The sequence below is a fragment of the Richelia sinica FACHB-800 genome, assembly GCF_014698825.1.
GTDB lineage: Bacteria > Cyanobacteriota > Cyanobacteriia > Cyanobacteriales > Nostocaceae > FACHB-800.
Genome location: NZ_JACJTT010000015.1, coordinates 18,705 through 44,717, shown reverse-complemented (window position 1 = coordinate 44,717; position 26,013 = coordinate 18,705). Strand labels below are relative to the sequence as shown.

At 40.9% G+C, this 26,013-nt stretch carries 18 protein-coding genes; 8 read left to right on the top strand and 10 right to left on the bottom strand.

Features of this window, described 5'->3' with window-relative positions; genetic code table 11:
• Positions 1-57: 57 nt before the first annotated feature.
• On the bottom strand, positions 58-486 hold the full coding sequence (gene ccmS / locus H6G73_RS12540) for a beta-carboxysome assembly chaperone CcmS (protein WP_190604849.1): 429 nt from the start codon (positions 484-486) through the stop codon (positions 58-60).
• A gap of 57 nt (positions 487-543) precedes the next feature.
• Complete coding sequence (locus tag H6G73_RS12535) at positions 544-2,355, bottom strand: ABC transporter ATP-binding protein (protein ID WP_190604847.1); 1,812 nt, start codon at positions 2,353-2,355, stop codon at positions 544-546.
• A gap of 84 nt (positions 2,356-2,439) precedes the next feature.
• Between H6G73_RS12535 and H6G73_RS24825 the strand changes: the two genes are divergently transcribed.
• From H6G73_RS24825 to H6G73_RS12525, 3 genes are all read left to right on the top strand, one after another.
• Positions 2,440-2,574 (top strand): hypothetical protein, encoded by a 135-nt coding sequence (locus tag H6G73_RS24825; protein WP_256443784.1) that lies wholly within the window; start codon positions 2,440-2,442, stop codon positions 2,572-2,574.
• A gap of 416 nt (positions 2,575-2,990) precedes the next feature.
• Positions 2,991-3,407: a DUF1824 family protein gene (locus tag H6G73_RS12530; protein ID WP_190604846.1), complete on the top strand. Its 417-nt coding sequence runs from the start codon at positions 2,991-2,993 to the stop codon at positions 3,405-3,407.
• Positions 3,408-3,478: 71 nt separating this feature from the next.
• The gene (locus H6G73_RS12525) at positions 3,479-5,413 is read left to right on the top strand and encodes an ABC-F family ATP-binding cassette domain-containing protein (protein ID WP_190604844.1); all 1,935 of its coding nucleotides are present in this window, start codon (positions 3,479-3,481) and stop codon (positions 5,411-5,413) included.
• A 158-nt stretch (positions 5,414-5,571) separates the two neighbouring features.
• On the opposite strand, the gene H6G73_RS12520 is transcribed toward H6G73_RS12525, so the two are convergent.
• Complete coding sequence (locus H6G73_RS12520) at positions 5,572-5,943, bottom strand: hypothetical protein (protein ID WP_190604842.1); 372 nt, start codon at positions 5,941-5,943, stop codon at positions 5,572-5,574.
• A 277-nt stretch (positions 5,944-6,220) separates the two neighbouring features.
• Positions 6,221-6,565, bottom strand: coding sequence for a hypothetical protein (locus tag H6G73_RS12515; RefSeq protein WP_190604840.1), 345 nt, complete (start codon positions 6,563-6,565; stop codon positions 6,221-6,223).
• Positions 6,566-7,211: 646 nt separating this feature from the next.
• On the opposite strand from H6G73_RS12515, the gene H6G73_RS12510 reads away from it, so the two are divergent.
• From H6G73_RS12510 to H6G73_RS12500, 3 genes are all read left to right on the top strand, one after another.
• Positions 7,212-8,948, top strand: coding sequence for a ShlB/FhaC/HecB family hemolysin secretion/activation protein (locus H6G73_RS12510; protein WP_190604838.1), 1,737 nt, complete (start codon positions 7,212-7,214; stop codon positions 8,946-8,948).
• 147 nt (positions 8,949-9,095) lie between these two features.
• Complete coding sequence (locus H6G73_RS12505; protein WP_190604836.1) at positions 9,096-9,293, top strand: hypothetical protein; 198 nt, start codon at positions 9,096-9,098, stop codon at positions 9,291-9,293.
• Between the two features lie 182 nt (positions 9,294-9,475).
• A complete protein-coding gene (locus tag H6G73_RS12500) occupies positions 9,476-10,081 on the top strand; it encodes a hypothetical protein (protein ID WP_190604834.1) in 606 nt (201 codons plus the stop codon).
• Positions 10,082-10,196: 115 nt separating this feature from the next.
• On the opposite strand, the gene H6G73_RS12495 is transcribed toward H6G73_RS12500, so the two are convergent.
• Together H6G73_RS12495 and H6G73_RS12490 are read right to left on the bottom strand one after the other, a co-directional pair.
• On the bottom strand, positions 10,197-11,204 hold the full coding sequence (locus tag H6G73_RS12495; protein WP_199317716.1) for a threo-3-hydroxy-L-aspartate ammonia-lyase: 1,008 nt from the start codon (positions 11,202-11,204) through the stop codon (positions 10,197-10,199).
• Between the two features lie 283 nt (positions 11,205-11,487).
• Positions 11,488-12,849: an NAD(P)/FAD-dependent oxidoreductase gene (locus H6G73_RS12490; RefSeq protein ID WP_190604833.1), complete on the bottom strand. Its 1,362-nt coding sequence runs from the start codon at positions 12,847-12,849 to the stop codon at positions 11,488-11,490.
• 256 nt (positions 12,850-13,105) lie between these two features.
• On the opposite strand from H6G73_RS12490, the gene H6G73_RS12485 reads away from it, so the two are divergent.
• On the top strand, positions 13,106-13,285 hold the full coding sequence (locus tag H6G73_RS12485) for a PCP reductase family protein (protein WP_190604831.1): 180 nt from the start codon (positions 13,106-13,108) through the stop codon (positions 13,283-13,285).
• A 439-nt stretch (positions 13,286-13,724) separates the two neighbouring features.
• A complete protein-coding gene (locus H6G73_RS12480; RefSeq protein WP_190604830.1) occupies positions 13,725-15,404 on the top strand; it encodes a glycosyltransferase family 39 protein in 1,680 nt (559 codons plus the stop codon).
• 34 nt (positions 15,405-15,438) lie between these two features.
• On the opposite strand, the gene H6G73_RS24175 is transcribed toward H6G73_RS12480, so the two are convergent.
• The 4 genes from H6G73_RS24175 to H6G73_RS12460 form a co-directional block, all read right to left on the bottom strand.
• Complete coding sequence (locus H6G73_RS24175) at positions 15,439-18,408, bottom strand: lamin tail domain-containing protein (protein WP_199317715.1); 2,970 nt, start codon at positions 18,406-18,408, stop codon at positions 15,439-15,441.
• A gap of 69 nt (positions 18,409-18,477) precedes the next feature.
• A complete protein-coding gene (locus H6G73_RS12470) occupies positions 18,478-20,640 on the bottom strand; it encodes an OmpA family protein (protein ID WP_242034185.1) in 2,163 nt (720 codons plus the stop codon).
• Positions 20,637-24,338, bottom strand: coding sequence for a TonB-dependent receptor (locus H6G73_RS12465; protein ID WP_190604828.1), 3,702 nt, complete (start codon positions 24,336-24,338; stop codon positions 20,637-20,639). The genes H6G73_RS12470 and H6G73_RS12465 overlap by 4 nt, the downstream gene beginning before the upstream one ends.
• Positions 24,335-25,915, bottom strand: a complete 1,581-nt coding sequence (locus H6G73_RS12460) for a hypothetical protein (protein WP_313947899.1) — start codon at positions 25,913-25,915, stop codon at positions 24,335-24,337. The genes H6G73_RS12465 and H6G73_RS12460 overlap by 4 nt, the downstream gene beginning before the upstream one ends.
• Between the last annotated feature and the right edge of the window lie 98 nt (positions 25,916-26,013).

Sequence of the window (26,013 nt, the reverse complement as noted above, 5' to 3'; positions counted from 1 at the left end):
ATTTTTTCGCGCCAAGACGCAAAGACACAAAGAATATCAAATTAGTGATATCAATGTTTAAACTGCTAAGGTTGCACTCATTTTCTGTTCTAAAGAAGTTAATAAAGTATCTACATCCTGACTAAGTTGCTCAAAACAAACTGGTGGTGGTGGTTCTGGTGCAAATTGAATTAATTTAATTTCACCTTTACCAATAGCAATCATCACTACTTCTGTTTCTGGTTGATGATTATCAATAATTCCTAATAATTCTTGGAGGCGATTTTCAACTTTTTCATTGAGATTTTCTACGGCGGTTTGGGGACAGTAAACGAAATGGGGTGTGGGTTGTAAATTGATACCAATGGTTCCCAATTCTCGACCGTTCTCTAACCATAATCCCCAACATAGGGCGGCTAGTTCTTGTTGATTTTCTTTGACGAATCTATCTAATTGTCTTCGCCATTTGTTTTCTTGGGTTTCTGGTTGAGAACTGCCAAACATCATAAGGGATTCAAAATAAAAAATTGTCAGTAAAAAATGCCAATGAAATTGATTTAGTGGTTATGATTTTAAACCTGACTGTACACGCCAAAGGTTGGAGTAAATGCCATTTTTTTCTAGTAGTTGTTCGTGGGTTCCTGATTCCACTAATTTGCCATGTTCCATCACATAGATACAATCAGCATCACGGATGGTGGAAAGACGATGAGCGATCGCTATAGTTGTCCGATTGACGGTAATCCGTTCTAGGGAACGCTGTATAGCTGCTTCTGTTTCGTTATCTACGGCTGAGGTCGCTTCATCCAAGATTAATATTGGTGGGTCTTTCAACACTGCGCGCGCGATCGCTAGCCGTTGTCTTTGTCCACCAGATAACTTTTGCCCCCGCTCCCCCACAATTGTCTCATAACCTTGGGGCAAGCGCATAATAAATTCATGGGCTTCTGCTACTTTCGCTGCCATGATGATGTCTTCTGGTTTGGCATCAAAGGTACCATAGGCGATATTTTCTCCTACTGTGCCATGAAATAAAAATACATCTTGACTGACTAAGCCTATACAGCGACGTAAGTCTCGCAAATCTAATTTTTGTAAATCAATCCCATCTAAAGTAATTTTCCCTTGTTGAATTTCATAAAAGCGCAGTAGCAGTTTCACTAGGGTGCTTTTTCCTGAACCTGTAGAACCAACAATCGCTACAGTATTCCCAGCCGGAATTTCTAATGATAAATTTTTAATTACTGTTAGTCTATCTTTATAACTAAAACTAACATTTTGAAATTCCACACCACCCCGCACCATCTCCACAGGTAAATTGATATTGCCAGGATGGATAGCAATGGGAGTATCTAATAAATCCATGACTCGATTAGTTGATGCCATGGCTCTTTGATACAAATCGAAGGTATCGCCTAATCTTGTTAATGGCCAAAGTAAAAGCTGTACTAAAAATACTAAGGAACTATAAGCACCAACTGCTAATCTTCCTGCAACGGCTTCCATCCCTCCCAACAGTAACAACACTGTAAATGCTGCCAAAATAAACATGCGAATTAAAGGAATATACACCGCAGATAGGGCAATTGCTTTAGCATTACTGCGACGATAAGCAGAACTTTCATCGGCTACGCGATTGGTTTCATATTCTTCTGCTGTAAAACTTTTAATCGTGGTAATACCACTGAGATTATTAGATAACCTGCTATTTAATAAACCAACTTTCTCTCTAACTTCTGCATAACGAGGCGCAAGAAATTTCTGGAATGCTACAGAACCAAAGAGAATAAAAGGCATGGGTAAAAATGCCATCCAAGCCACTTGGGGAGCAACAATAAAAAATGTACTGCCAATCACCACAATCGTTGTGATGACTTGGATAATATCATTAGCTCCCACATCTAAAAAACGCTCAAGTTGGTTAATATCATCACTGAGAATAGACATTAACCCACCGGTGCTTCGTTCTTCAAAATAAGCTAATTCTAAATTCTGTAAATGGTTGTAGGCATCTAAACGTAAATTGTGCTGAATGTTTTGCCCTAAATTGCGCCACAGCAGTTTATAAACATATTCAAAAAATGATTCTAAAACCCAGGTGATGACGGTGAGGAAAAACAATACGACAAACTGCCCATAAATATCCTTGATACCCAACTGAGCAATCATTGAATCTTGTCGTTTGACTACCACATCCACCGCAATGCCAATTAAGGCTGGTGGTGCTAAATCAAAGACTTTATTGAGAATAGATGCACAAGTCGCCAACCAAATTTGTTGACGATACTGTTGTCCATAGTCAAACAGACGTTGGAGCGGGTGGGCAACATGTTTGCGCCTTCTCGATAAGGGCGAAGAGGATAATACTTTGGCCACAACAGTTTACATTTGCTTGCAGTTCATACTATCACAAAATGTAGTTAATTAGGATACTATCCTCGGATGGATTTGTGCTAATTTATGCACAAATTTAGCCCACCATTGGCAGCAAATACTATAGTAGAGGCAGAGATTACCGAACAAAGAGAGTTAAAAGAGAACTATGATACTGTTGGAGAGCGATCGCTTAATTATAAATATGAGATAGTCGTGTGAGATTCGGGCTAAGTTGACTCGACTTCTCCTGTCAATTCCCTATGGCAATTGCACCAATATAAATCTTGGAACCGAGGACATAAACAACCGTCTATGTAATCATGAGAAGTTGAATCAGCAGCCCAGGCAGACATTAATCGCGTCTAGGGTAAACCATCCGCTCAAACATATCTGAGCAGCAATTCTGAAACTGAAAGGAAAGCAATTCATTTTGCTCTCACCAACAATTAAACCTAGAAATAGTGGGTGCAAACGCTAAATATGCTCATGATTAGTCACAACTCAAAAGGCAGTACACCCAACATTTACAGCCCCAGGAATATGCCAAATTCACCTTGATTTTCGTCAAAAATACTAGTAATGTGGCCAAGTCTCTCCTCCGTAGTAATCACCCCTGACGAATAATAAGCGAATATATGTCTACTCCCAATCATCACCGTCTCACAGTCCCAGAAGCCAAAAAAGTCCTCAACAAATTCAACTGTCTCGATATCGCACCAACTCTCAAAGCTTCAGAGAAAGGATTGATTCGGGAAGCCTTACTGTTTATGACTAGTCTGACCGATTACCAGATTTTAGGAATTTGTGCTGATACAGCCCAAGAAGGTATCATGGCCATGAAAACCTATTCTCATGCCTTTGGCCATGAAGCACCCAGTAATTTACCAGAAATAGAAGGGCCAGTCTACATCAAATTAAACGGTAAAAATGGACTGTGTTACATCGATTCCTATTCTGGACATCATCGCGGAGTGCTAGTGTCTTGTCAGAGTTATCAAGAAGGGGGAATTAACGAAATGTATGGACATTTACCCCTAGACTTATTTGTCTAGCAAAATTACTCACCAGGCAAAGCGGAGGGCAACATAGATGATTAATCAGCAATGGCCAACGACCAAATAATATGAGTATAATTACACTCCAGTCAGTTAATAAAGATTTTGGCATCAAAGAAATTTTTAGAGATGCCAGTTTTAGTTTAGATACATCTGATAAAGTTGGTCTGATTGGTACTAATGGCTCTGGAAAATCAACTTTATTAAAGATGATTGCTGGACTAGAACCAATTGATAGTGGACAAATTTTAGTTAACTCCAGCGCCAAAATTATCTACTTACCCCAGCAGCCAGAAATAGATGAAAACCTCACAGTTTTAGAACAAGTCTTTGCTGACTCTGGGGAGCATATGTCCTTAGTGCGAGAATATGAAGAGTTATCAGACAAATTAGCTCATCATCCAGAAGATAGTCAGTTAATGTCTCGTTTATCTGCGGTGATGCAGAAAATGGATGCAACTGGAGCATGGGAATTAGAAACTAATGCCAAAATTATTCTCAGTCAATTAGGAATTGCGGATTTTGAAGCAAAAGTAGGCACTTTATCTGGTGGGTATCGGAAACGAATTGCCTTAGCAACTGCCTTGCTAGCAGAACCAGATTTATTACTCATGGATGAGCCAACCAACCATCTTGATGCACTGTCTGTAGAATGGTTGCAAAGTTATTTAAATCGCTATCGCGGTGCACTGTTATTAATTACCCACGACCGCTATTTTTTAGATAAAGTTACTAATAAAATTCTAGAAATAGACCAAGGTGATATTTACACCTATACAGGTAACTATTCCTATTTCTTAGAAAAGAAGGCTGAAGCAGAAGAATCAGCAGCTAGTAGCCAAAGGAAATTTCAAGGGGTTTTGCGGCGAGAATTAGAATGGCTCAAACGTGGGCCTAAAGCTAGAAGTACCAAACAAAAAGCCAGAATTGACCGCATTCAAGCGATGCAGGAAACTGAATTTAAACAAGTTCAAGGTAAAGTAGATATTTCCACCGTCAGTCGCCGCATTGGTAAAAAAGTTATTGAATTAAATAATATTACTAAAGCCTACAACGACCGAACTTTAATCAACAATTTTACCTATGAATTTAGTCCAGAAGACCGCATAGGGATTATTGGCGGTAATGGTGCAGGTAAATCTACCTTGATGGATATTATTACTGGCAGAGTTCAACCTGATTCTGGCAGTGTGGATATTGGTAGTACGATTCATATTGGTTATTTTGACCAGCATTCTGAAGAATTGCTAGGTGCTGTTAACGAAAATCAGCGCGTGATTGATTACATTAAGGAAGAAGGGGAGTTTGTCAAAATCGCTGATGGGACAAAAATTACTGCTTCCCAAATGTTGGAGCGATTTTTATTTCCTGGTAATCAGCAATATGCACCAATTTATAAATTATCAGGGGGAGAAAAAAGACGGTTATTTTTATTACGAATTCTCATCAGTGCGCCTAATGTTCTGATCCTAGATGAACCGACCAACGATTTAGATGTACAAACATTAGCGGTACTAGAAGAATATTTAGAAGACTTTTCTGGCTGTGTAATTACAGTTTCCCATGACCGCTACTTTTTAGATAGGACAGTTGATACAATTTTTGCTTTAGAACCAGGGGGAAATTTACGACAATATCCTGGTAACTATTCAGTTTATTTAGATTATAAAAAAGCGGAAGAAGTCGCAGCACAACAGAGTACAAATACCAAAGAAAAACCCAAATCTATCACCCCAGAAAAACCTACATCAGCCACACCAGAACCGGAACCGAAAAAGCGCAAAAGGTTATCAAATTGGGAAAAGCGGGAGTTTGAACAGTTAGAAGGTAAAATTGCCCAGTTAGAAACTGAGAAATTGCAAGCAGAAACCGCGATGGCTAATGTTGCACCAGGTAACTATACTCAAGTGCAAAAATTGTATGAGCAGGTAGAAGCACTCAGGCAAGCAATTGATCAAGCAACGGAACGCTGGTTAGAGTTAGCAGAAATGGATTCCAATTAAGAGATGGTCAGGATACAGAATTCAGAGAAAATAATGAATAATGGTTGTCAGATTGGAGTAATTATAGCAGGTGACAGGCTTGTCCGTGGCTATAACGAAGTTGACCAACATTTCTAGGTTGAGATATCTGAATTCTGTTGCCTCAATAAAATGACTAATTAACTTGATGATTCTTCTCCATACCAAGGTTCATTGATATTCATGACCCAAGGAATGCCATTATTAACTGGGGCACTAATACTAATTTTAGCCTTATTGGCAAAACGCTTTAATTTGTCAGCAAAATAGGGGACACTTGTCATGATATTCTGATAACTTTCTATATCATGGCAGACCATGATTAAGGTAAGAATACCGCTATTAACTTTAAAATACCAATGGCAACTGGATAACACAATCCGAACTAAACTATCACAAGCTAAGTAAAAGCTTTTTTTAGTGACTTCTTCCAGTTGACTGAGCCATAATTCACTGATTTGCGTAGTTTTATAAGAAGGCAAATCATCTGGAGATAGGTATGGTTTTGTCATGGGCTTTCGTCCTTATTCAAAAGAACAAGACACTGACGTACCATGAATAGTGCAGAGAAATTCATTCAGGCAGGGTCTTAGGATTTAGAGTTACGTCAGGATTAGAGACTGTCGAAGTTGACAACCGTTCACTCCATACGAATGTTTATATAGTGGTTATTTCCTGCATGGCTATTTTCCACATATTTTCTTTAGCAATTAAGATACAAAAATACATATACTTTTGTAAGTCCTTGCTCAGAAATTATAGCCCAAGAAATTATTTATCTGATGATGATTATTCTTGGGTAACAATCCAGACTAATTCTAACCATAATTGCGGATGAACTTGCTTCAGAATTGAGAGTGGATCATGCAAGAGACTGGTAGCATTAATACAAATTACTTCCGTTAATCCTAAACTTTTTGCTACCTCTCGCATTAACTCTTTTTCTGCTAAGACATCAGCAAAAATTGCCGAAGGACAATAAATACCAAGATAGTGAAAATCAGCTACATAGTGTCTTACCCAAACAGGATTGAGTGCTTTGACATAACAGTGGCGGAGTAAGTTCCAGATGTGGGGGTGAGTTTCTTTGATACTAGCGTTAAATTCCTGGACTAATTTTTCTGCGGTAATCATGATTTTCTGTGTTGTCAGATAAACAATTGAGTTTTGTTGTGTCCTTAGAAGTTATCAAAACTTAAATTGAGAGGTGAAATTGTATTGTTTGCCACTATTTACCAATTTAATTGGTATTTTTCTGCGGTAGATAATCATAAAAACCGCAAAAATGTTAATTTATAAGCTTTTTGGCTAATACCAACCATGTCTCTTCCAACAGCAATCTGGAAACAATAGGAGATAAAAGTAAATAATTACACAGCGAATCATGACGGTATTTAGAAAAGATGAATTATATGGCATCCTAAATATTAAATTTTTTAAGTAAAATTACGCAAATAAAATTTAAATCTTTTTTTAGCGATCATTTGTTTATATCCGATGCCAAAGAGGGCATAATTTTGATACGGGGCTGATTTCCAAGGTTTAGCAGGGTTTTGACGATCGCATAAGCTGGAAAAAATTGCCCATAAACATGGTTATTTATTGTTAGAACGTAATATAGTTTATACATGCTCACTAATTAAGCATTGTTTTAGTTACTACACTAATACATTGATTTGACCGCATAGTCTTGGGTATTGATGTGTCATACATCATTCTGGGATGGATTGATGAGCAAACTAGCCAATATTTCACTCAGGTCTCAGTTAGTCTTAGAAAAATGTTTAGGAATTTAATTTCGCAATCCAGATATTTCACATTTGGCTTTGTGCTGACGGGAGCATTATGTCAAAATCAAATAGCGATCGCCCAAACACCTAATCCCCAATCTTTACCACCAGATCGGTTACAGGATCTGCCCAACACACCCTTACCATCGGAAATTTTACCCGAACCATCCAACCTAGACCAGTTACTTCCTCCTCCCCAACTACCAGAACAGCCAACGGTGGGTGAAGATGATGCTAATGCCAAATTTCAGGTAGACCGCATTGAAGTAGTGGGTAGTACGGTGTTCTCAGCAGAACAATTTGCGGCAATTACTAAACCTTTCACTGGCCGAGAACTATCCTTTGCAGAACTATTGGAAGTGAGAGATGCCATTACCAAACTCTATACAGATAATGGCTATGTCACCACTGGGGCATTGATTACACCGCAGACAGTAGAAGCAGGAACAGTAAAAATACAAGTTGTAGAAGGGACTCTCCAGGAAGTCAAGATTACTGGCAACAGGAGACTACAAACACCATATATTCGCGATCGCATCCTGCTAGGTATAGGTAAACCCTTGAATGTGCCGCGTCTATTGGAAAGACTGCAAATGATTCGTCTCGATCCGCGCATTCAAAATTTATCAGCGGAATTACAAGCAGGTGTGACTCCCGGAACCAATATCTTACAAGTCGAAATCGAAGAAGCAGACAGCTTTAAATTTACAGCCACCCTAGATAATGGACGTTCTCCTAGTGTGGGTAGTTTTCGTCGGGGAGTGGATTTCCAAGAAGCCAACTTATTAGGGTTTGGCGATAGTCTGACCATTGGCTATGCCAACACAGATGGTAGTGATACCGTCAATCTCAATTACACAGTGCCTGTGAATGCCCGCAACGGTACTATCTGGTTTGGTTATAACCAAGGGTGGAATAAAGTCATTGAAGAACCATTCAATGTCCTAGATATTCAATCCAACACCCTTTCTTACGAAATTGGCTATCGACAACCTCTATTTCAAAAACCCACCGAAGAGTTAGCCGTTGGTTTGTTGTTCTCTCGTCAAGAAAGCCAAACAGAATTGGGCATTGATAATATTGGCCCCTATCCTCTCTCACCAGGTGCAGATGCCCAAGGAAACACCAGAGTTTCTGCCTTGCGCTTATTTCAAGAATATACTCAACGCAGCAATCAACATGTATTTGCGGCGCGATCGCAATTTAGTATTGGTGTAGATTGGTTTGATGCCAATGTCAGCCAAACAGAACCAGACAGCCGCTTTTTTAGCTGGAGAGGACAGGCTCAATGGGTGAGACAATTAGCACCAGATACCTTATTTTTAGCTAAAGGCGACATCCAACTCACCCCAGATTCCCTAGTACCTTTAGAACAATTTGGTATGGGTGGACAGCTAAGTGTGCGGGGCTATCGCCAAGACACATTACTCACAGATAACGGTATGTTATTCTCTGCGGAATTACGACTACCAATTTTCCGTGCCCCTAAAATGGGAGCAGTTTTACAATTGGCCCCCTTCCTAGATGTTGGTACAGGGTGGAATAATCAAGCTGCCAATCCCTCACCCAGCACTCTGGTTGGTACAGGTTTAGGCTTGTTGTGGAAGCAAAATGACAGCTTATCAGCGCGATTAGATTGGGGTATTCCCCTCGTATCAGTAGATGGAGACAAGCGATCGCTCCAAGAAAATGGACTATACTTCTCAATTAATTATTCACCTTTTTGAAATTTCCTCCTGTGCGCCCTTGTTTCTCATCTTCTTTTAACAGCACAATGGCGCACAATTATCATGAAAATAGTGCAAAAAGCATTCACCTATACACTTTAAAGATAAGCTATGATCCTACTGAAAGATTAGACGCAGAGAGAAATCATGAATGACTCAGCGTTCGTTATTTTTATAATCTTTGGAGTAATTTGGATTGTCATGGCAGCTGCTGCTGTAATTGCTGTCATGAAAGCTGATGGACAAAAAATCCGGTTGAGCAAAACTGCGCTGATGGTTGTTATCCCGATTATTGTCCCCATCATTCTCACCCTAGCCTATGCAGCATTGAGAGGTACATTCTGAATGTATATTTTTGAATTTTTCAATAATTAAAAATCTGGTGCAAACATCTCTGAATTATTTATATTTTCTTGATTTAGAAAGCTAACACTATGGTATTTCATAGATAAATCATTAAGCCATTTAGCATATAGCATGTGTTAAAATAAACATCATAATAAATCTTGTCTTGAGGTGACAAGATTATGGATGAACTCGTCAGAAAAGTTGCGGCTGTGGGATTACCTATCATCATCTTGGTGGGAACAATGGCAGCTACAGGTTTTACAGGTGCAGTTGCGATGACCAAGGCTTTAGCCTTTCTGGGTGGGCCAGTAGGAATGCTGGGGGGAATTGCTGTTTTGGTATTCACAGCTTTGATTACAGATGCTTTGGCGAAATTAATACTGGAAGGTTTTTTAATAAGTATTTATAGTCAGAGACGAGAGACTCAACCACATACCAAACTTCTTAAAGAAATTGATTTTTTACTACTGTTTGACCCGAATCTCAAAGAACGGCTCAAAGCTACAGTAAAAACTCACACAGTAAATGTCACAAAAGAAGTAATGGCTATTTTAGAGAATGTCCCTGGTATGACTCCCGCACACCATAGAGATTTTAAGAGTTCTCGTCCGATCATGACACTCAGGGATAGAACAGTCGTGAGAACATGGAAAAACCCTGCTGGTGTTGACCATGTGTTTTTAGGAGATTGCCATGACAAAATGATTTATGGCGGCTTTGTCGGTTGGATTCACTCTAAAAGTTTACAACAGACATTGACTCGTATTAAAAGAGATTTTACTTAAAGTGGCCGTTATAGCAATGGACAGAGCCGTTAGGACATTAACTAACACTAAAACTTAGACAAAAAAGGCTTTTAGCACTGTCACCTGTTAACTGTCACCTGTTAACTGTCACCTGTCACCTGCTATAGTACCTCGTAGTCAATAATTCACCAATTTGCGATAAGTCTACATTCCCTCCACTGATAATTACACCAATCTTTGCTCCTGGTGCAGTGATTACACCCTCTAATAGTGCTGCTGCGGCTAATACTCCAGTAGGTTCAATGACTATTTTCAACCGTTCCCAAAGAAATAACATGGTGCGAATGATGGCAGACTCAGATACAGTCACCATATCGTCAACGTATTCCAGCACCAGCGGAAATGTGATTTTACCCAAGCTGGGAGTACGCGCACCATCAGCAATGGTATTGGGGTTGTGGACGGTTTGTAGAGTTTTGCTGTAAAAGGAACGGGTAGCATCATCAGCTAATTCTGGTTCTACACCTATAACTCGACAATTAGGTAAAAGTGCTTTTGTGGCAATTGCACAACCAGAAATTAGTCCTCCACCTCCACAACACACTAGTAACAGGTCGAGTTCTCCCACTTCTTGAATTAGTTCTAAGGCTGTTGTACCTTGTCCTGCTATCACATGGGGATGGTCGTAGGGTGGAATCAGGGTTAATTGACGTTCATGGGCCAGACCTTTGGTGAGTTCTTCCCGGTTAGTTGTCTGACGGTTATATAAAATCACCTCTGCACCATAAGCACGAGTGGCAGTTTGCTTGACTGGGGGAGCATCTTCTGGCATAACTACAGTTGTGGGAATGTTGAGTAATTTTCCCCCTAGAGCGATCGCTTGACCGTGATTCCCGGAAGAATAAGTTATCACCCCTGTTTTTTTCTGCTCTGTTGATAATTGCGTTAAGGCGTTATACGCACCACGAAACTTAAATGCACCTGTACGTTGAAAATTTTCACATTTAAAAAAAACTTGGCTTTGAGTGCGTTCATTCACACTACTAGAAGTAATCACTGGTGTATGGTGAACAATACCCAAAAGCCTTTGTTGTGCTGCCTTGATATCTGTGATTGTTACAGAGTGAGAGGTTAATATTGCTTGTGTATTTTCAATACTCATTTCAAGTAATCTTCACCCTAAATAGGAGAAGGTTTCTGACACTGTTAATCCTTGTATTATATAGCCGTAAACAAGGCGGTTAGAAGATTGCTAAAACTGAGATAAACAACAGCTTTTAACACTCTTCCCTGTTCCCTGTCACCTGTTCCCTGTCCCCTGTCCCCTGTCCCCTAATATAAGCGAAACCCGCCATTAGTCTCACACTAAGGTAAATAAGTGTTGAGATTAATAGCGGGTCTATTACTAGTCTTCAACTGGGATTAGCTGCTAAAAATAGATAGTCTTAGACATTGACTGTCCGTCTAGTTTCTGTAGCCTTGTAGGGATTACTATCGTTGATAGTTTGTGGACTAACAAAAGCTTCTTTCCCTGTAATCAATCTAGAGCGACGGTTGCGAGTGATATAGTTCCATGCCCACTGGAATACCACTACTAATTTAGTGTCAAACTCGATTAAGAAGTAGATGTGAATCACTAGCCAAAATACCCAAGCTAAGAAACCTGTGAGTTTGAGGAAACCTAAATCTACCACAGCTAAATTTTGGCCAATCATTGCCAAACTGCCTACATCATTGTAGCTAAATTGGGACAATGTAGAACCTTGAAGGCGTAGTTTAATCAGTCTAGCTACATACTCACCTTCTTGTTTAGCTACTGGTGCAACACCAGGTAAGGGACTACCATTTTGATGGGAGAAATTGGCTAAATCTCCAATCACGAAAATGTTATTATAGCCCTTGATACTCAAGTCTGGTTCGACGATCACACGTCCAGAGCGATCGCACTCTACACCTGTACGTTCTGCCAGGATTCTGCCCATTGGAGAACCTTGAACACCTGCTGCCCACAAAATAGTCTTTGAGGCAACTTCTTGCACTTCATCGCCTTTCTTGAAGGTAACGATGTCATTTTCAATATTGGTTACTCTAGTTTGAGTTTGAATAACCACACCCAATTTTTGTAAGGCTGAAGTTGCTTCTTCTGATAACTCTGGTGAAATGTGGGGAAGAATGCGATTACCACCTTGTAATAGCAAGATTTTCGCTTCAGAAGTATCAACGTTGCGGAAATCTTCTTTGAGAGTTTGGTATGCCAATTCAGCGATCGCACCAGCTAATTCTACACCAGTGGGGCCACCACCCACAATCACGAAAGTCAATAACGCACGGCGTTTTTCCAGATCAGTTTCTTTCTCTGCCGCTTCAAATGCCATAAATATCCGCCGACGCATTTCTATGGCATCTTCCACAGTTTTCAACCCAGGTGCAAGTTCTTGCCAGTTATCCTTCCCAAAATAGGAGTGATTAGCACCTGTAGCCACAATTAATGTATCGTAAGAGATGCTTTGGTCACCCATCACCACTTGTTGAGTTTTGGGATCAATATCACTTACTTCTCCCAGCAAAACTTTAGTATTCTTGCTTTTGCTGAATACAGATCGCAAGGGAGCAGAAATATCGGCAGGTGATAAAGTACCTGTGGCAACTTGATATAAAAGCGGTTGAAATAGGTGAAAGTTACGTTTATCAATCAGAGTAACATTTACATTTGTGTTAGCAAGAGCCTTTGCCGTATACAGTCCACCAAACCCACCACCCACAATGACAACTTCATGTGGTCGATTCTTCTCTAGTGAAACTCCCATAAGACAAATTTCCTTTTGTTAAGAGCCATGTAACTTTTCTTAACAAACTTGTAACAAAATCTTGATATATTGTGCCGTCTATTTAGAACAATTGAAAAAATCATGATAGTAGTCAAAGTTACTAATTATTTAGGTTCCAGAAGCTGATTTCTTCTCAATTTGTCTAGAATTGATCTAGCCATCTTCATTAAGGCATCATTACCTACAAAAATCTGTAAGGTATTAATCAACCATCAAAATTAAAAGCGAGAAATTCATGAGCGAACCCATTCAATGGACTGCCCAAGCAGAAGCCAAACTTAAAGAAATTCCTTTTTTTGTTCGTCCTTTTGCCCGTAAAAAGATTGAAGCCTATGCTCAAGAGAACGGTCTATCTCCAATTACCATTGAAATTTACGAACAAGCTAAACAGAAATTCAACAAAAATTTTAACTAACAGATTCAATAGGTAGAGTTAGCATCAGGATTTAGGTGGAGGGAATTGACAAAAGGGAAGATTTGGTAAAGTATCGCTTCCCTGAGCAAAAACCTACCACCAGAGAAATACAGAGAACAACTAAAGTAGTTGTCAAAAGAGGAATTGGTAGAAATAATCACCGAGATATCTTTTAGCGATACATTTCTCAACCCAACCTCAATGATTTTATTTTTTGAGCGTAACCTACAAGTATTGGAATGAGCGAATATCGATTTCGATCAGCAATTAGTCTCACATGGTAATGTGTTCTAAGAGTGACAGAACAAGAATAAATTTCCAGGCTTTACCAAAAATTTAATAATAAAAGATATCAAATTAAGTCAGAAACATACAATACCAGGGAAAATACAGATTATTACCCAAAACACTTGCTGTACACAGAAACACTGCTGTAACAATGAACACTTTTTTTCTTAAAAGCAATTGGAAAAAGTTATTTTCTCTGCCAAAATTAGCTGCAATAGCCATATTTGTTGGTGTATTATTACGTATCCTCAACATGGGAAGTAGAGAATTTTGGTACGACGAAGTTCTATCACTACTTCTAGCTACTGGTAACAAAGGTGCTTACAGTACCCCAGGTGATATACCAGTTGTACTTACAGAATATATATCCCTACTCAAATTACCACCAGAATCAGGTATTGGTGATGTCATTACCACTGTGAGAAATTTATTCAACAGTCTACTGGGAGGAGAACCCCATCCACCATTATTTTTCTTAACTCAACATCTATGGTTGCGGTTATTCGGAAACAGCGAAGCTGCTATGCGGAGTGCAAACGCACTAATCAGTATAGCAACTATAGGCAGTACCTATGGTTTAGGCAAAACCATCTTAGGACATCGTGGAGGCATATTTCTCGCAGCCCTTTTAGCATTAAATCCCTTTTATTTATTCCATTCTCTCAACGTGCGGATGTATGCACCTCTGGTTTTATGGGCTACGCTCAGTGCATGGGCCCTACTCCATTTAATTCATCAACGAGATCAAGAAAGTTCTCATAGTCGTTACCACCTGTTGATTTGGAATGGTATTTTCTTAGTATCCATTGCAGCTGGATTATTAACTTTTTATCTTTATGCCTATTGGATTTTGGTGTTAGCAGTTTTAATTATTTACCTTGATAGACATAATTGGTGGCAACATGGTTTGCGTCTAAGTGGTGGAATTTTACTGACCACACCTTGGTTATTACGAGGAACCATTATCCAACTTCGTAATGCAGATTTGAATAGATTTAGTACAGCTAAGAAAGCTGTTTTACCTGCGTTACAACATGGACAAGATTTTCTACAAACATTAGGTATTAATCTATTAGTAGGAGATTGGGCAACAGTTTTACCAACTTTGAGCATTACTATTACCGGTATCTTAACGTTTTTCATCCTATTATTGTGCACTATTAAACTCTGGCAGAAAGGTGAAAAAACTAATTTAGGAATAGCTTTAATTTTAGGATTCTTACCTTTATTACTAGCCTTATTAGTAGATATCATTTCTAAAAAGTTTACCTTGGGTTTTGGGTGGGGACGGACGATGATTATTATTATCCCCGGCTGTTTACTATTACTATCCTTATGGGTAGAAAAAGTAGTTCCTCAAAAGTGGGTGAATGGAGTAGCTGCCATGATATTGGCAGTGTATTTAACTATTAGTGTTGGTGATTTTAGTTTCCGCCATCGTTCAGTTTTTCATGCAGTTGCAGATTTGATATCACAGGATATAAATCAGCCTACTCTCGTTGCTATGAACTCTAAAGCTTGGGGTCATGTTCTGCGTTTAGCTTATTATCTTCCTCCTCAATCTTCTGCCATGCTATTATCCCAGCACCCTGCTCAATTTGCGGCTAGCTTAGAACAAGTTTTACAACAAAAATCAAAAAAATATTCTCGTATTATTTGGTTAGATAGTTTTGATCCAGTATGGTCTCGGTTAAAAAACGAGACAGACGTAGAGACAGAAAGGCAGAAAATTCAACAAGTTTTATCATCCAATTTTCAATTACAAAAAACTCAAAATATATTTGGTACGATGAGTCTTGATCAGTTTCAAGTTTCTGTTTATAAAAAATAGCCATCAGAAGTAGTTGATTACATCTATGCTGTAATTATTTCACTGTTCCTCGGAAGCGAATAAATCCATAGGAACTTGATGGTGTACCAGAACCAGTAGCTGCCGGCAAAGAGGGAGTATCTGGATCTCTCGTAATATCTACGACAACTGCACCATTTGTATTGCTGCCACAGAGAGCCGGTGTAGCTGGATCATTTGGTATATATAACCTGCCTCTGTCATTATCTGCTGCGTTTGTCAAATAAAATGATGGAGTAATTGAACCAATTGCTAGAGCAATACCCTGCTCTGCTGTTGGTAAACCACCATCTTTGGGGGTTAACCCATTAAAAGCTGTGGGTAAAAAAGTAACATTATTAGGCACTAAGTCGCAGAACTTAACTTTAGTAGCATTACCTAGACCATTGGAAAGAAAATAAATTGTGTACTCTAAAATATCTCCTGGTTTAACTGTTCCCGCATTAATTAAACCACGCAAATAATTAGCAGGCCATTTAGGGTCGTTATCTTCATCAGCACGAGCAGGAATAACATAATTATTATCAGTGGTCGGCACATCACTACGTCCATCTACTATTTGGGTAATATCTGAATTGTTAATTCTAGTAATGCGTTTCACTAACACTAAATTGGGAGGATTAGAACCATTATTATTTTCTCCCACACTAGTAATTCGACCAGTCACAGTATCAGTATCTCTAGTTTGCAAATCATTACTACAATTCGTCAGAGGTACTGTACTTGTGGTTGGCTCCCAACAACTGCTACTATTACTATCCTGACCATTGGGAGTCAGACTAATAGATTGATTTACACTAGCATTAGCTAAATTAGATTGATTGACATCATTCCAAAGATTCAATACAGAGGCTGGAGTTTGATTAATTTCCCCACCAGTGCCATAGGCAATATAATCAATTACCTTATTTTGATTATCGTATAACCAAATATCGTCACCAGTGTTATTGAGTTTAGGATTATTTCCTAACCAATCTTGAAAAGCAGCATTAGTAGCTTGATTATTAGGGGTATTATTACCAAGCCAAATTACTGCATACTTACCAGGTTGGAGAGTAGTGCCATTAGGAAATGTGTAAGTAAAGCCGTTGGCTCCATCATTATCACTAGCTGTCAAATGTCCATCTGACAAGATAAAACCAGTCAAATTTACAGCCACCGAAGAGGCATTATACAGTTCAATAAATTCAGGATTGGAAGCAGCAGGACTTCCGACAACTTCTTTATATAGCACTTCATTGATGATGACTTTTCCTGCATTTGCTGAAACAGCATCAACAATATTAAAGTCAGTCGGTGCGAGTACAGGAGTATAATAAGTCCAGATATCTAGTCCTTTGACATCACCAAAGGAACCGTTACAGCTGGTATTAGCATTTCCATTGTCACCAGATTGACCGAATTTGCGGTTATTTAAACTACTATCAAAACCATTGAGTGGGTCACTAAAGGCGGGGTTAGGAGGATTAATACCGCATAGTACGGAACCAATAGTACCAATAGTTGTACCGCCAATAGTTTTATATCCCCTGTCGTCGTAAAATGCTGTCCTGTTACCTAGTGGATTAGTAGCATTGAGCATTTCAATGGTTGGCCCACCGGAAAAATTGTTCTCTGCATCAAGTAGGGGAAAGTGATATTCACCAGCTTGGGTTCTGACTACAAATTTGTAACCAGTACCCACTGGGAAAAACGAACCATTGTTGTCTTTGCCATCCCAAGGAACTGTTTGAGAACCAGGAGTCGTGATATTTCCTCTGATAATCCGATTTTCTGCCTTGGTAGGATCAAAGTTGACCCCATCTCTACTGATAATAATTGTGTAATAACCTTCAACATTGCTGTCAAAATTAAAAGTACCACCAGTACCAAAATTACTGTTATTTGCTGCCGCAGTACCTGTAAAGCCGACGTTAGTAATAGTAGGAATACCGGGAAGAACGGGAATACCAGTTCCATCTAGGGTGCCATTTGGATTATACCGATCAATATATGCTAATGCTTGATCGTCAAGCAGGTTAAAGAAAGTAGGATATTGGGGACGAGATAATTTAACCCCACCCTGTGGAGTTGTTAACTGAGCATCAGTGCCTAACACATTATGGTAAAGAGGTGTTACACCATCACTGTCAAAGAAACCTACTTGGTTACCGTATAAGGCAAAACCATTGGGATCTGTACCTCTAAGTGTAATACGATAACGAAATCCATCGGTCGTGACAGGATAAACTGGGAAATTCAGAGGTCTGCCATTTGCTCCAGTAAATAAAGCTAAATAATAACTAAATAGTCGTCCAGTAATATCAGTGGTTGAAGATATGTCACTACTGCGGACTGTAACGTCCCACGCTGCTACACTCGTGCGTTGAGTAGTATCAAAATTGATGGAATTGGATAAAGCAATGTCTGCTGCAATCGTACCCTGTGTATCTACATTATTGCCATCAGGACCGTAGAAAACTACATCATAAATCCCAGTTGAGGGAGCTTGATAAGCACAAGGTATATAACCAGAGGTGTTACCAGTTCCATCAACTGACCGAGGCCCGGCTAATTCTAGTGCGCGGGAGGTAATTTTTCCAGCATTGGTTGTTGTGACAGGAGAACAACGAAAATCAGCGGTGCTGGGAATTGTTTCCTCACCAACGCTACCAGTGACACGACCAGGGTTAAAAATCAAAATATCTCCACTGCCGACATCAACAGCAGAAGAGCCAGTTAAAATATATTCACCTTGTTTGGCAAATACTTTTAACAATGTGCGACGGAATATGAGATTTCCATACTTGCTATTTCGCCATTCTATGTTAGCTCTGCTGCCAGTGGCTGCACTAGGATAAAGACTGCGACTGCCTTCAGCATGAGCAATCTGTGTCCAATAACTCAAACAGCACATTGATAAGGCTAGACTACTGAGGAATTTTTTATAGTTGTTTACAGGGTTATGATTAGCTGCTAAAAGATTTTTTTTTAACACTGGACTCATAGCAATTTTAGATTTTAGATTTGAGATTTTGACTAAATGAAATTATTTTGCTGATAACAAATATCTCCTTTATTCCAGTTGCAAATCTTGTTCTTGGACAATTACCTCAAAGCCTCGGAAATCTTGGAAGTTAATTTCTACACGCCGATTACGAGCATGATCTAGCTTGCTGCTACCATCGGTGAGTAATTGGGATTCACCAAAAGAGCGAATGGTCATGCGTTCTGGGGCAATTCCCCGACGGATGAGGTAATTTCTGGTGGACTTAGCTCTGCGGGCTGCCAATTTCAAGTTATAGGCATTGCTAGCTCGTCTATCTGTATGGCCTTGAATTTCGATAATGATAGAGGGGTTATCACGTAAAACTTGAGCGATCGCATCTAAGATTTTCCCACTAGTAGGACTGATATTGTCTTTATCTAGGGCAAAGTGAATATTTTTCGGGACTTTGAGAATGATTGGTGCTGGAGGTATAGTCGGTGGTGGGGGAGGTGGTGGAGGTGTTTCTGCTACTGGTTTGGTGACACACTGGGGTAAGGATTGAGCAATTTTTACGGTGGAGTTGGTCGGAGGTTGGCTAGTATCTAGAGAACGAATTAAGGATGGGTAAGTCGGTTCAGATGTGCCATACTGAGGCAGAGTAGCAATGGCACTGATTCTTTCTCCTGGTTGGAGGTTGCTTAAGTTCAAGCTAAATTTGCCTTGAGCATCTGCGTTGGCTGTACCGATACGCTCTTGTAAAAAACCATAGCTATCTGGATTTCCACTGACGCGATAAATATCAATCTGGGAATTGGGGTCAGCTAGTCCATCAATGCCAACAACACCACTTTCCCGCCAAAAGAACTCATGACTAAGGAATTTTGGTGTATTAATACCAGCGTTGGCTGTATCTAACCGTCGGTTGGGGGAATTACGCTGTGGGTTGGGGCCATCACCATTTTGAAAGTCTTGTACACCTACGTTATGTTGGGTATTGAGGTCAATACTTAATCCTTCTAAATGAGAAAAGCGATTATTGATAATCTGATTGCGATCGCTTTGGGGATAGGATGTAACTACGACTCCGGCTCCTGATTGGTAGGTAATTTCGTTATCTTCTACTTGGTTGTCATTGCCCATTAAATAAACGGCAGCACGTCGCAACCTTCGGCCGTTAAATTTAATTTGATTTTGCCAAATCCGTACTGCCCCTTCTGGTCTAAACACAAAGACACCGCTACCATCGTTAGCACAAATCAAGTTCGAGCGAATCTCTGATTGATGAATTTTCCCATCTAAGCGGATGGCATCAGGCATTCCCGCAATACCATTACCGAGAATGATGTTTTCTGCAATCTGCATTCTTTCTGCCCGCAGTCCGGTAATAATAGCACTGCCATCGTGATAAGAGATGCGGTTTCTTCTGATGGTTGTGCCCACGGCATTAAAAACAGATACTCCAAAGGCAGAAGTAACAGGTGGTACTGTTTCATCAGGCATAATGCCCAACCAGTTATCCTCAATGACGACGTTTTCTGTGGGGGTGAGGTTTTCTAGTTGTGGCAATGTGCCAACTAAGGGGGTGAGAACTTTAGTGATGGGAGGGATAAAGTTAGGAGCAATAAAAATATCGGCTGGAGGAGTGCTGGCTGTGTCTGCGTGGGTAGAGGTGAAGCCATAAATGCTCAAACCACGAATGGTGATGTTATTAGCCAGAACAGTCAACCCCCGCAGTACCTCTGCATTGCCAGCGACAGTTAAACTTACTATGGGTTGGGGAATCTTAATTTCGGCGGTGGGAGATGAGTTAGCATCATATCCTGGCTGGGTTGTCCCATCAATGGTTAAGCCAGGGCTAGTTAAGGGTGGTAATTGTTCTTGGAGGGCAATAGTGGTTTGTTGTGGTGGTAAATTAAATTCGATGCGGGAGGAATTACCAGTCAAAGCTTCCACCTGATTTTTTTCGCGATCGCTCAACTGTTCTACTCTTAAACTACCATTGACCAGAGAAATAGCTTCTCGTAATGTTAATTCCCCATCAGGGGTAATTTCTACATCTCGATGACTATTAACAATTACTTTCCATCCTGTTGGTTGACTTTGAGCCAATGCAATATTTATTTGACTAACAACTGATAAGAAAATTATCCCCATTATCCCTACTTTTCTGATTGGACAAGGCGAATGGGTTGTATTTATTTGATATAAATTGGTCAAATTTAATTGATTTTTTAATAATAAAAATTTCATATTTTTAACTTCCCTGGTGTTCCTGGCTGTTCCACAACTGGTTGAATTACAGATTCTTTTTGTTGGGGTGGTGCAACTTTTTGGAGTCCAAAACCCTCAAATAATTCGTTGAGTTTGAGAGTTAAACCTAAATAAGGGCCATTTGCAGAACGAGTACCGGAAAAGTCGCGGTCATCAACTTTACCAAACACATAACCAGCGGAGAGGCGCAGATTGGGAGTGAGATAATAACCTGCTTCTACCACAAAGCCTGTTTCTGTGTAAGTAGATTGATTAATAACCCTAGCTTCACCCACTACATCCACGTTGTATCCCACACGATAGGTAGCGCGGAATTGAGCCAAATTGACTGTACTGGTTCCCGCTAAATCCTGGGCTAGGTAGGAAGTGCTATTACGCAGGGCATATTTACCATAAAATTCCCATTGCCAGTTAGGAGCGTAAATCGCTTCCATGGCGAAGGTATGGTCTTCTGAACCCGTGCCAGTACCTAGCAGCAGTGTATCAGGGATAGTGGAGGGATTTTGGCGATATTCATAACGTAGTAAGGCATTAAATTTATCGCTATTGGGGTCACGATAAGCTAAACCTACTCTCAAATTAATTGTGTCCCCTAAGCCCACTAGCTTTTGATTAGAAGAATTGGCTTGTTGATAACGTGCTAAAGCAGTAATGGCAGGTGAAAGTTTGCCAGTGACAGAACCGGAGATAACGGTATTATTACCACTGGAGGAAGAACGATACTCATAACGGGCGCTGGCTTGCCACAGGGGATTATCAGTATAATCGATGCCAATGCTGTAACTGTCACCACTATTAAAGCTAATGCCAGAAGCAGCTTGACCAAAGGCATAGGGTTGAGAAAATTGCTGACTACTAGCGGTACGGCCGAAGAAGTTGCCGAACACATGTTCATAGGCCAAGCTCAACTTTAAACCAGGAGCGATAGTCCATTTATTATTTAAACCAATGGCCCCTTGGGTAGTCATTTCATTAGCACCACCGACGATGGAATAACGACCAGTGATAGTAGTGTCTGAACCTAGCTTATGTTCACCGTTGACATTTAAACTGGTGATGGAATTCCCACTATATTGACCATCGGTGAAAAATTGTTGGGTGAGGCTAACGTTAATGCCTTTGATGGCTTCCCAATTTAACCCGAAAATTGTGCGGTTGGGATAAACACTATCGGTTTGGCTAGATAAACTCAGTTCATTTTGGGCCATGAAGGTGAGATTTTTAGCCAAGGGCAAAGTAAAACGCGATCGCAATTGTTGAGAGGTCCGATTACTAGAGTCCTCAGCCATCCGATCCTGGCGATCGCGATAAATCCAATCAATATCAAATGTGGCATCTCCCCACCGCTGTTGCACTCCTGCCATAACTGTGGTCAAGGAGTTATCCACTTTACTACCTGGTGTGGCTTCAGTTTGCGGTGCAAACAGTTCTTCAAAGGTATTGCGTGGTTGGGGGGCAATGCCAAAGTTATCTTCGTGGTCGTATTGGAACCGCAGACTTGTAGATTCAGAAACTTTTCCAGTGAGTTGTGCACCATAACGAGTTTGTCCAGGCACAAAACTAATGGTGGCGTTATTCGCAAAGCCAGTATCTGTAAACCGATAATAGGCGCTACCTTGTAAACCCTTGAAAATTTCTCCTTGCACTTCCAAACGATAGGCCTGACCGCTCACGGTTCCCACTAAATCAGAATCGTTGGTCGAGTGAGCATATTCAGCAATTAATTTACCGCTATTGCCTAGAGATATCTGTGCATCCGCTCCATAGAGTTCAAAGTTGCGTACCCCTTGATGCTCTCGCAGATAACTGGTTCCTAACCAAGTCTCTTGATTGGGAGTGCGGTCAAAGTTGTATTGGAGACGACCCGCATAGATATAGCTGTCAGAGTCTTGGGTATCGTATTGATAAGTAGCAACAATTCGGCGGACTAAAATTTGTCCATAGCCATCAACATCAGTGCGGAGAATTGGTTCCCGGAATAATACCGTGCCGCGATCGTAATCGATTTCATAGTCTTGTCCCCTATTCAACTGACTTCTTTGAATTACTGTACCTGGACGATTCAGTTCTTCTAATTCAATAAAGATATTTTCACTGCCCGGTAGCAAAATGCGTCGGGAAAGGAAGTAATAACCACTGGTACCGTCTGGAGCAATGGTATCTCGTTGAAATCCTTCTAAATGGTTGCCGTAAAAACCTGTAATTTGCAGGTCGCCTAAATTATAGTTGGCTTTAAATCCATGTAATTGGCGAGTTGTGGCCGTATATTGTTGGGATGATCGGGCAAACTCTTCTGTATTGTAGTCACCCCACATCACATAATCGGGGCTGACTCCTACTGTGGGACGAGATCGCTCTAACCGCACAAAGACGCTATCAATAGAAGGTGTAACAACGGTACTGGTGGAACTATCACCATAGACTGGATAGTTTTGGTCACTACCTTGGGAAGCTCTAAACAGCCGAGAGTCACAGTTACAATCTTCATTCAAACTTCGAGAACTGTTGTATGCTCCTGTGAATAACCATTCGCCAATGGCTCCCGTGGCAAATACAGCTGTATGAAAGTCTACTTGGGTACTATGGTCTTTATCGCCTGGTAAAAAATCTCGATAACGTCCATAGTAATTTGTGCCTCTGGCACCCAGACGTAAATCAATCACTCCAGTTACCAAACTGGAACGCAAGGCCGTTTCAAATTGTAGTTGGGTAAAGGCTTCTAATTCGTTGGTGACTGCCCGCACTCGTACTGTTTGAGCCTTGAGGTCGGAACGTAAGGCAGCTGTGAACTGACCACTTTTAGCTTCTACTTGAAAACCTGGTTGGTCAGGTTTAAAGTCTGCTCCCACAAATTCCCCGGCTGTAGGAAATAAGGTGATGACTGCATCTTGTTTGGCGCGATTGCCATTTTCATCTAACAGTTGACCTTGAATCATCGCCAAAGAACGTCCATCGGCGGGGATACGCGCTTCTCTTGGCTCGATTTTTAATTGGGTGGGGATACCTCTTACCACTACCCGCACGCTGATGGGGGGTGCTTGACTTCCTTCGATTTGGGCAGAAATGGTGTTTTCCCCAGGATTGAGAACGACACCGTACCAAGTTTGGGTCAATAGGTTGTTAGTGGTATCAGTTTCGATCCGCCCAATCAAGGCGCTATCGACTAACTGACCATTGACTCGCAATTGCACCTCACTACCCACTGGTGATTGCACCATAACGGAGGTGGCTTGTATATCTAAGACAGTTTCAGATGTGGGGGTGAGGATTTTCAGCCCTGTGGCTGAGGTTTGGGCGATGGTTTTGGTGGGAAGGGTAGTGGCTGGGGTGCTGGCTGGTGCTGGTGTGGTAGGGGTTGAGGGAAAGTTGAGGGAAGGGGCTGTGGGGATAGTTCGGGTAGGTGGTGCAGCGGGTAAGACTTCTGGTGCAGGTGGAATGGCTACTGTTTCCGGTGTGGGGGCTGGTGGGGTATTAGTAGCGGCGCTATCGGTACTCGTTTCCTGTGGCTGTACGCTATCTTCAGGGCTGACGGGTGATGGAGGGTCTGAGACTGGTTGACTGGGGCTAGTATCTTCGGCTTGGACTATTTGCTGTGAAAACACAAAGCTGAAGGCGCTAGCGATCGCCCCCATTAATCTCAGGTTAACTTTATGTGGATGGTGCAGCCTTGGTTTCATTTTTCGACTTGCTCTTGAAAGCTAGGTGTGAGAGCAAAATTCATGCGTACTAAACCGCCTGGTTCTAACCGCACTAGACGTGACTGACTGTTGCGTTCGCTGAATTTTTGATTGGGAGCTAAGGTATAGCCAGGCAAACTACTCAGGTCGATGACTCCGGTGTGGTATCCTGGCAGGACGTTAGCGAGGGAAAATAAACCATTAGCATCAGTGGTAATGCGGTTGCCGCCCTCTAAAAAAATCACCGCATTGGGTACTCCCGCTTCCCCTGGTTGTTGTTCCCCATCAAAGTTTTTATCTACAAATACGCGACCGATAATCGTGCCACAATCACTGGTAATACCTGGTCTAATTTTTAATGTGTGGCTGGCAGGGCCGTCTTTAGTGGCTAAATTATTATCAATTCGCTGGGCATTGACAATGGCGCTATTGCGACCTGTGCCCCGTTGGGCATCATTTGTCAATTGCACGGCATAGACAAGATTTAAAATTTGGTTAGTGGCTAGATTAATATCAGTTTTAAAGGTGATGGTGTTGCCATTACTTTCGCTGCTGATATTTGCTACTTGACCCCCTGATTCTGCCCTGACTGTCTGAGGTAGGAACCGGAATCCCAAGGGTAAAGAGTCAGTAATTACCACATTTTTTAATGTTGTATCTGATAAATTTTTTATTGATAACCGATAGATAACTGTGTCTCCTGGTTCTGCCGTAGCGCGATCGCCTGTTTTGACAATCCGCACTTGGTTTGGTTGACACATGTTGGCAGTGAGTTGAAAAGCTAGTAATCTTAGCCCTTGAATTTCTGCATTATTTACTAATACCTGGGAAACTTCTACCTGAGTTTGCCCTGTACTACTAATCGGTTGACCATCTAAAGATGATGCTAGATAGCTGACAATGATGTTGCCACCACTAGCGGTATTGGCCAAAATTTTGATTTGAATACGTCTCTGTTGATAAATGGAATTTGCAGGAGGATTAACTACTAAAATGTAGGTTTTGCCTACATCAGTTTGGCCTTTGCGGGAATCTAACCAGAAGTTGTAAGCACCTGCTGGATTATTGCTGAGAAAATAGGGGTTACTATTTTCCACATTTGGCTCTCTACCGGCAGGAATCCCGTTACCTGGTACATCAGGGACTTCTGTTTTCGTGAGGGCAAGCAAGCTACCTAATTCAGTACCAGTAGGGTCACTGGGGTCAGCTGCATACAAAGCGACGGAGAAGCCAGTATAGTCAGACAATTGTGTACCACTACAACCTAAAATCTGTCCAAAGGGGTCTACTAAGGCATTATTCAGAGTATTCGGGTTAGAGGCACCGCGAATAATTCCCTCTGGAATTGTTCCCCCCCCTACTGGATCAGGGTCTTTAAATGTGTAGGTGTAATCGGCTTGATTGAAAAAATCAATCACTCTACCTTGGGTAACAGAGGCTCCCGTTTGTTGGCCTTGAGTAGGTAGAACAATAGTGGTTTGAAGTCCACTAGACAGTAGAAAAGTAGCCGCTAAAACTTTATACCACTTCCTACTGCCAGAAATTTTGTTGGGTTGTGGTGGATGAGGACGGCTGATGAGACCAATTACCTGACGGATGCCACCTGTGTTCTTGTTCAAGATACTAGTATAATTGAGGTTTTATACTGCAAAATCAATGGGTAATAGTTTACCAG